Annotated in this window: 7 protein-coding genes; 2 read left to right on the top strand and 5 right to left on the bottom strand. The window is 29.4% G+C overall.

Features of this window, described 5'->3' with window-relative positions:
• Positions 1 to 314: TnpV protein (locus KMP12_RS07940; RefSeq protein WP_215756993.1), on the top strand; the 314-nt coding region annotated here is incomplete at its 5' end.
• A 291-nt stretch (positions 315 to 605) separates the two neighbouring features.
• Here the strand turns inward: KMP12_RS07940 and zwf are convergent.
• Together zwf and gndA are read right to left on the bottom strand one after the other, a co-directional pair.
• Entirely contained in the window at positions 606 to 2,027 is a 1,422-nt protein-coding gene (gene zwf, locus KMP12_RS06935) for a glucose-6-phosphate dehydrogenase (protein WP_252344741.1), read from the bottom strand.
• A complete protein-coding gene (gene gndA / locus KMP12_RS06930; RefSeq protein WP_215756992.1) occupies positions 1,966 to 3,378 on the bottom strand; it encodes an NADP-dependent phosphogluconate dehydrogenase in 1,413 nt (470 codons plus the stop codon). The genes zwf and gndA overlap by 62 nt, the downstream gene beginning before the upstream one ends.
• Positions 3,379 to 3,544: 166 nt before the next feature.
• On the opposite strand from gndA, the gene KMP12_RS06925 reads away from it, so the two are divergent.
• Positions 3,545 to 3,844 carry a hypothetical protein gene (locus KMP12_RS06925; RefSeq protein WP_215756991.1) on the top strand — a complete coding sequence of 100 codons (300 nt, stop codon included), beginning with the start codon at positions 3,545 to 3,547 and terminating at the stop codon, positions 3,842 to 3,844.
• A gap of 443 nt (positions 3,845 to 4,287) precedes the next feature.
• Here the strand turns inward: KMP12_RS06925 and KMP12_RS06920 are convergent, their stop codons facing one another.
• From KMP12_RS06920 to KMP12_RS06910, 3 genes are all read right to left on the bottom strand, one after another.
• A complete protein-coding gene (locus KMP12_RS06920; RefSeq protein WP_215756990.1) occupies positions 4,288 to 5,316 on the bottom strand; it encodes a sensor histidine kinase in 1,029 nt (342 codons plus the stop codon).
• Between the two features lie 3 nt (positions 5,317 to 5,319).
• Complete coding sequence (locus tag KMP12_RS06915) at positions 5,320 to 6,021, bottom strand: response regulator transcription factor (protein WP_215756989.1); 702 nt, start codon at positions 6,019 to 6,021, stop codon at positions 5,320 to 5,322.
• A 118-nt stretch (positions 6,022 to 6,139) separates the two neighbouring features.
• Positions 6,140 to 7,480 (bottom strand): SSURE domain-containing protein, encoded by a 1,341-nt coding sequence (locus KMP12_RS06910; protein ID WP_215756988.1) that lies wholly within the window; start codon positions 7,478 to 7,480, stop codon positions 6,140 to 6,142.
• Between the last annotated feature and the right edge of the window lie 213 nt (positions 7,481 to 7,693).

The following is a 7,693-nucleotide window of genomic DNA, read 5'->3' as shown; positions in this document are numbered from 1 at the left end:
CATTGTTGAAACATCTTATAGAAATTCAGACACAAGCAGAAAACTTTATGGAGAAAATGAAACCAGAGATGATGAAAAATATGGGGATAACAGAAGAGTTGAAAGTCAAAGATCAAATGCAGTGGGTCAAGTGTCAGCGCCAGGACAAATTGACAAGCAGAAAACTTTATGGAGAAAATGAAACCAGAGATGATGAAAAATATGGGGATAACAGAAGAGTTGAAAGTCAAAGATCAAATGCAGTGGGTCAAGTGTCAGCGCCAGGACAAATTGAAGCTGGTAAATTAAGAGAATTTATTAACGTGCTAGAATAAGAAAAAACAAGCCTTGATTAAAAATTTTTTCAAGGTTTATTTTTTATTGCAACGACTTATTTTTAAGTTAAAAATCTATAATACTAATTTTTTAGTTAGTTAAATAAAATTTAAGGATTAAAAACAGGAAACTAGCTAAAGATTAATAACTATATAAGAAATAAAGCTACTAAAAATTAATTTAGTAGCTTTTATTATATTAAAATTTTCTTATTATTTAGTTTTGATAAAATTAGCCCTAAATATTTTTTAAAATTTAAATTTCTTATCTAAATTTAGATTAAAAATTTATTATTCTAAATCTAATATCCAGTCTGTTAGCTTGTAGGCTTCTTTTGGTCCCATAGAATCTTGGTCGTAAGTGTATAATTTAGCACCAGAAGAGTGATATTTTTCTAAAATATCGTTAATATAATTCCAAGAAGCAACTATTTGATCCCATTGTGAAAATAGCATTCTGTCATTAACAAGGCAGGCGTACAATAATCTTTCATAGGCTTCAGGAGTATTCAAACGATTTTCTAAGATACAACTTTGGCAAAAATCCATAGAAACTTCCTGCAAGTCATTGGCTGTTCCTGGTTTTTTAGCGTTAAATTTCAAATAAATACCCTCTGTTGGTTGTATTTTTATAATCAACATATTTTGAGGAGCGTCATTTTCTGCCTTAAATTTAATTACAACTTGACTTTCTCTAGTTGCTAATTTTTTTCCTGTTCTTATAAAGAAGGGAACTTTCTGCCAGCGTTCATTATCAATTTCTACTTTTAAAGCAACATAAGTTTCCGTTTTTGAATCTGGTGCAATGTTACTTTCTTCTAAGTATCCGTCATATTGCCCCATAACTAAATTATCTTCAATATTAGTAATAGGTTTTAATGATTTTAATAATTCTACTTGCTCCTTGTACATACTTGTACCTGTCGGTTTTTCCATGGCCACTATTGACAATACTTGTAGTAGGTGGTTTTGGATCATATCTTTCATAGCCCCACTCTTATCGTAGTAACCAGCACGAGTTCCGACTCCGACACTTTCTGCTGCTGTTATTTGGACACTTTCTATAAAATCTTTATTCCAAATTCCCTTGAATATAGCATTGTTAAAACGTACAGATAAAATATTTTGTATCATTTCTTTGCCAAGATAGTGGTCTATATGATAAATTTCATCTTGTCCAAAAAATTCTGCTAATTTATTATTTAGTTTAGAAGCATTTTCTAAGTTTGCTCCAAAAGGTTTTTCTATAATTACTTTAGCCTTGTTTTTACTGCAATATTTTTTTAATCCGTTAGTAACTGTCAAAAACATTTCAGGAGCTACTGCATAGTAGTATATATGTTCTTTAATTTCTTTATCAATATAAAATTCTTGTAACCTAGCATATTCATCTTCATTAGAAATATCTATTTTAAAATAAGTAATTCTTTGTGCAAACTCATTAAAAACTTTTTCAACATATTTTTTTCTCGAATGTTCCTTCATCCAACCACGAGCTATTTCTATATAGTCCTCTGTTGTGTAATCACGACGCCCCAGTCCGATAATTTTAAAATCTTCGTCTAGTTGATCAAGAACATGGAGATTATACATGGCTGGTAGAAGTTTACGATATGTTAAATCGCCACTGCCACCAAAAATTGTTATTGCCTTATTTTGCATTGTTTCCAACCCAATCATAGTGGAATGAACCAGCCTTGTCTGTTCTTTCAAATGTGTGAGCACCGAAATAATCTCTTTGGGCTTGGATTAGGTTAGCACCACTATTGGCAGTAGTGTAAACATCAAGATATGTTAAAGCACTACTTAGTGATGTTACAGGTAATGAGTTTTGAATTGCTAATATTACTACTTCTCTTAAACTAGCTTGATTATTTTTAATAGTTTCTTTAAAGAATGGGTCTAGGATTAAATTTTCTAATTTTGGATTGGCTTCATAGGCCTCTATAATATTTTGTAATAATTTTGCTTGGATAATACAGCCACCACGGAATATTTTAGCGATTTGTGAATAATCAAATGACCAATTATATTCTTTTTCAGCAGCCTGTAATAATTTAAAACCTTGTGCATAAGAAATTATTTTTGCTGCAAATAATGATTCTTTTACAATTTTTACTAAATTAGAAGGGTCTTTTACTACTTCATAAGCTTTACGGTTAAATATTTTTTCTGCATTAACTCTTTCATCTTTAAAGCTAGACATGTAGCGAGCGTTTAATGAGCTAGAAATTACAGAAATATCTATTCCCAAATCAACTGCCTGTTCTGTTGTCCATTTTCCAGTTCCTTTTTGTCCAGACTTGTCAAGGATTTTATCAACTAAAAATTCTTCTGATTCTGGGTCTTTCACCTTGAAAATATTTGCCGTGATTTCTATTAGGTAAGATTCCAGTTCTTCACTATTCCATTTTTCAAAAATTTCTTGTAATTCTTGATTAGTAAATCCTCCTAAGTGTTTTAATATCATATAGGCTTCAGAGATAAGTTGCATATCGCCGTATTCAATTCCGTTATGAACCATTTTTACATAATGACCAGCACCACCAGTAGAAGTATAACTACAACAAGCTACATTATTCACCTTAGCAGATATAGCTTCTAAAATTGCTTTTATTTCTTCGTAGGCTTTTTCATTTCCACCTGGCATCATGGCAGGGCCACGTCTAGCTCCCTCTTCACCACCAGATATACCTACACCGAAGAAGTGAATATTTTTTTCTGATAGATATTCATATCTTCTTTGTGTATCTTTGAAAAATGAATTACCACCATCAATAATAATATCTCCCTCTTCTACATATTCTAACAACTGTTCAATCACTGCATCAACAGCAAAGCCAGCCTTAACCATGATAATAAATTTACGTGGTTTTGCCAAACTCTTAACTAATTCTTCTAATGTTTTTTTTCCTTCTATATTTCTATGCGGAAATTTTTCAATCATTTCTTCCATAACAGAAGTTGTACGATTAAAAACTGCTACCTTGTATCCATTATCTGCTATATTAAGGGCTAGATTACTACCCATAACAGACAAACCGATTACTGCTATATTATTCATTGTTCCCTCCAAATTTATAATAATACGATTATACCACTAATACAAAATAATTAAAAATGAAATACTACTAAAATATAGGAGATTATCTAGGAAAGAAATTAAAAAATTATTTGATAAAAAGATTTTGAAATAGGAGACTACTTAAGATGATTTTATAAATAATATAATGGTTTTATTTAATGAGGAAATAAAATTTAAAAAATACAAAGACTTACCGAGTAGGATTAATTTTTTAGTTCAAGACAGATTTGCTTTTGCAAGTGCTAATATTGACCTTGTAAAAATTATTATTCAAGAAGTGCAAACTTCAAGCCTAATTCGTAAAAAATTATTGCTAAGTTTCCAGCCAGTTTTACCAGAATTTATAAATATAATACAAGCTGTTTTAAAAAAAGACGATAGGGTAAATAAAGAACTTAGAGAAGATGTAATATTAAGAATTATCATCGCTCCTATCTTTACCTAGATTTTCCAAAGATATTTTTTTAGGAATTGCTAGACAAAAGGAGGAAAATGATTTAAAAATGATTGAATTACAAATTATGAAATTACTATATGAATAGAGATTGCTAACAACCTCTTTTTATTTTAGAAATAATTTAATTTTATTATAAAGTTTAAATTTATTTTTAAATTCTATTTTCTATTGATGAAGCTAATAAAAAAATTTATTAATTATTAAAGATTTTGTAATTAAAAATCATAATAAAATAAGTTTATTAATAAAAATTATTAGCTATTGTTATAGAGAAAATTTAGAAATTATTATAGCTATTATTCCATACAAAATATATTTTGCTATCTGATATTCCTAAAATAATATTTTTGTTAATATCTAGTCAGTTCAACAAAAAACACTGGGGATTTTCCAGTGTTTTTATTTTTACAGATTTATAATTTTCTAAAAATTTATTTATTTTCTATAGTTAGGGTAAAGGAACTACCTTTTCCAAATTCACTTTGCACACTTATTTGCCCATTTAATTGACTTGCTAATTCTTGGGCTGTATAAAGCCCTAAACCATATCCTCCCGTATTCATATTTCTTGAAGATTCTACCCTATAAAGTAGGTTGAAAATTTTTTGCAAGTCGTCTTTCTTAATACCTTGTCCCTCATCTTTAACACTAATATTTAATTTCTTATCATCTAATTTAGCCTGTATCTTCAAGGCTGAACCACTTGGTGAATATTTTAGGGCGTTGCTTACAAGATTAACTAAGATACGCAAGATTTTGTCATAATCGCTAAAAATTTTAGCTGAAGTTGGTTCTACTTTAATATCAACTTGTCTATTTTCCTTATCTAATTTTAATTGAAATTCTGATAGGGTATCAATAAGTAGTTTATCAATAAAAATTACTTGTAGAGGTTTTTCTTTATTGTTTATTTTATTTAGTGTAACTTCATTTAAGGCTTCAACCAATTTATTTAATCTGTCAGTTTGTCTTCTGATTGTTTTTAGATAGTATTCTTGTTCATCTTTTAATATTATACCGTCTAGCATTCCCTCGATAGTAGCTTGAATAGAAGTGATAGGTGTTTTTATGTCATGAGATAATTGAGCAATCATGATATTTTTTTCCTTTTCACTATCTTCTAGGGATTGAAAACTTTCTTCTAACTTGCGTGTCATATCGTTTAAAGTTTTAGCAAATTCTTGAAATTCAATAGGATTTTTTATATTTTCAATAGTTTCAAAATTATTTTTTGATATACCCTCTATATGATTTGTTAAATATTCTAGCGATTTGAATACTTTTTTAATAAGTAGTCTACTAACTAAGGCACCTATTAAGCTGGCTGATATAGTTGTTAAGACTATAAAAATTTCTCCTTCTTCAGGGATAAGCATTCTGTTTATTGCCCAAATTAAGGCCAAGATAGTAATTATTGTAGATGTTAAGTAACCTATCAAAATATAATATTTTAATTTCATTATTTATACTTGCACCTCCAATTTGTAACCAAGACCCCAAACAGTTTTTATTGTTGGTGTTTTCTCTGTTGAATGTTTAGATATTGCACTACGTAAACCATGAATATGAACATTTAGGGTGTTTGTGTCGTCAATATATTCTTCATTCCAAATATTGTCATAAAGTTCTGTTTTTGAAAAAACTTTTTTTGGATTGCTAATAAAAATCCAAAGCAGGTCAAATTCTTTATTTGTTAAAGAAAGTTCTTTTTCTTCAATAAAGGCTTGTCTTGTTCTGCTATTTATTTTTAAATCTCCAATTTGTAAGTAGTCCTTATTTTTCTTTGTTTCTTTATTGCCATTGATACGGCGTAATATGTTATTTACTCGTAAGACTAGCTCACGCGGGCTAAAAGGCTTGCTTATAAAATCATCTGCACCTATGCTAAGTGAATAAATTTTATCCATATCAGAAGTTTTTGCTGTGATGAATAAAAATGGTTGGTCTGGTGAAATTTTTTGCACTTGACTTATTAGGTCATAGCCGTCCATAAGAGGCATCATTATATCTGTAATAATTAATGAAATTTCTTCTTTTTTAAAAATTTCTAAGGCTTCAAGACCGTTGTTGGCAATTTTTACTGTGTATCCTTCTTGAGTTAGATAACGACGGTTTATTTCTTTTATTTCAATTTCATCATCTACTAATAATATTGTTTTATTCATCCTACCCCTCCTTTATGAAAAATAGTGCTATACTTATGCAAGTATAACACTATTTTAGAAAGTCCTTCAAGTTAAGCTACTTAATTTTAAAAAATTATATTTGCTTATTTTTTAATTACTACATTTTAATTTTAAATTTTTTGTGTAAACCTAGTCCAGCTAATATAGTTAGTATAAAACTAACAATACCTAATGAATTAGAAGTTGTAGAACCTGTTTTTGTAAGTTTTTTATCCATTTTATCTGGCATTTTCATTTCATCTTGCATTGTCATTTTGTCAGACATAACCATTCCGTCTTTCATTTTCATTTCTTCTGACATTGACATTTCACCTTGTATATTCATTTTTTCAAGCATCTTCATATTTACTTTTAATGTAACTTTTCTGCTTGCAATTACATTTGTTTCGTCAGCTTTTCCATTTTTGTTGCCAAAAACTTCTACTGTTGCAGTGTATGAATTCATACCAGCAGCCTTAAGTGCTTCTAATAATTCTTTGCCAGTCTTACCAGCTGCAACTCCGTCAAGTGATACTTTGTAGAAGTATTGACCGTTGGTTAATGTACTTAGAGGCAAGATTGGAGCATTCATATCTACACCATTATCAGACCAGGGAGCATCTTTAGCAGCCATAAGAAGTAGGCGAGTAAGCATTCCATCGCCACCAAATGCTTCAAATGGAATAGTATTATTTACACCAGCAAGGAAAGGACCCATAGCTTCTGAATCTGCATTTTCAACATAATAAGTAGGTACTTCTGTTTCTTCATTTATATTTTCTTCAACTGCTTTTATAACATCACTAGTAGGAGTTAGCCCATTAATAGTTACTTTAATTTTTCTGCTAGCAATAACATTACTTTCATCTGCTTTATCACCAATTTTTCCGAAAACATTGACATCCGCATTATAAGTGCGAGTTCCATTATCTTTAAGCTTGTTTAACAACTCTTTACCAACCTTACCATCAGTTCCCTCAAGAGAGACTGTATAGAAGTATTCCATATCTTTTAAGTTTTCTAGGGGTGCTATTGCGTCATTCATATCTGCACCATTATCAGACCAAGCCACATCTTTAGATTTTTCAAGTAATAATCGAGTAAGCATTCCATCGCCACCAAATGCTTCAAATGGAATAACATTGTTTACGCCAGCAAGGAAAGGACCTGTTCCATCTTCTTTTGCCTTTTCAAGATAAGCGGCAGGAACTTCAGTTTCTGCTTTTATATTTTTCTCAACTGCCATTTTAATATCTTCTTTAGTAGACTCTTTCATATTGGGTTGATTTTCATTCATAGGCATGGCTACTTCGCTGTTTGCAACTGGCATATTTTCCATCTGTGCAAGAGCATTATTTCCTCCTGCAAATAGTAAAAAGGCACTAGCTATTAAAACAGAAGCTACTCCTGCTTTAAATTTTCTAATTGAAAATATATTTAATTGTTTTTTATTTAACATAATTAATCTCCTTATATTTTATGATAAACTAAGTATAACAGATATTTATTAAGTAGTTTTTAGCTAATTCTTAAATATTTCTTAATAATTAATTATTTTTTTATAAGGATTTAATTTTATCGTTACTTTTTAGAGACTTGCTAAGTATAATATTTTTTGTTTATTTATTTTGAAAATATTATATAGAAAAATTAAAAATTTAGTAAAAATTTT

The sequence above is a fragment of the Gemella sp. zg-1178 genome, assembly GCF_018790995.1.
Taxonomy (GTDB): domain Bacteria; phylum Bacillota; class Bacilli; order Staphylococcales; family Gemellaceae; genus Gemelliphila.
Note: the sequence above shows the minus strand (reverse complement) of the source record. Positions and strands in the feature narration are given on the sequence as shown.

Bases quoted from the DNA above. Each gene is read 5' to 3' on its own strand.
- KMP12_RS06910 (WP_215756988.1), bottom strand. From the start codon at position 7,480: ATGTTAAATAAAAAACAATTAAATATATTTTCAATTAGAAAATTTAAA.
- KMP12_RS06920 (WP_215756990.1), bottom strand. From the start codon at position 5,316: ATGAAATTAAAATATTATATTTTGATAGGTTACTTAACATCTACAATA.
- gndA (WP_215756992.1), bottom strand. From the start codon at position 3,378: ATGAATAATATAGCAGTAATCGGTTTGTCTGTTATGGGTAGTAATCTA.
- KMP12_RS06915 (WP_215756989.1), bottom strand. From the start codon at position 6,021: ATGAATAAAACAATATTATTAGTAGATGATGAAATTGAAATAAAAGAA.
- KMP12_RS06925 (WP_215756991.1), top strand. From the start codon at position 3,545: ATGGTTTTATTTAATGAGGAAATAAAATTTAAAAAATACAAAGACTTA.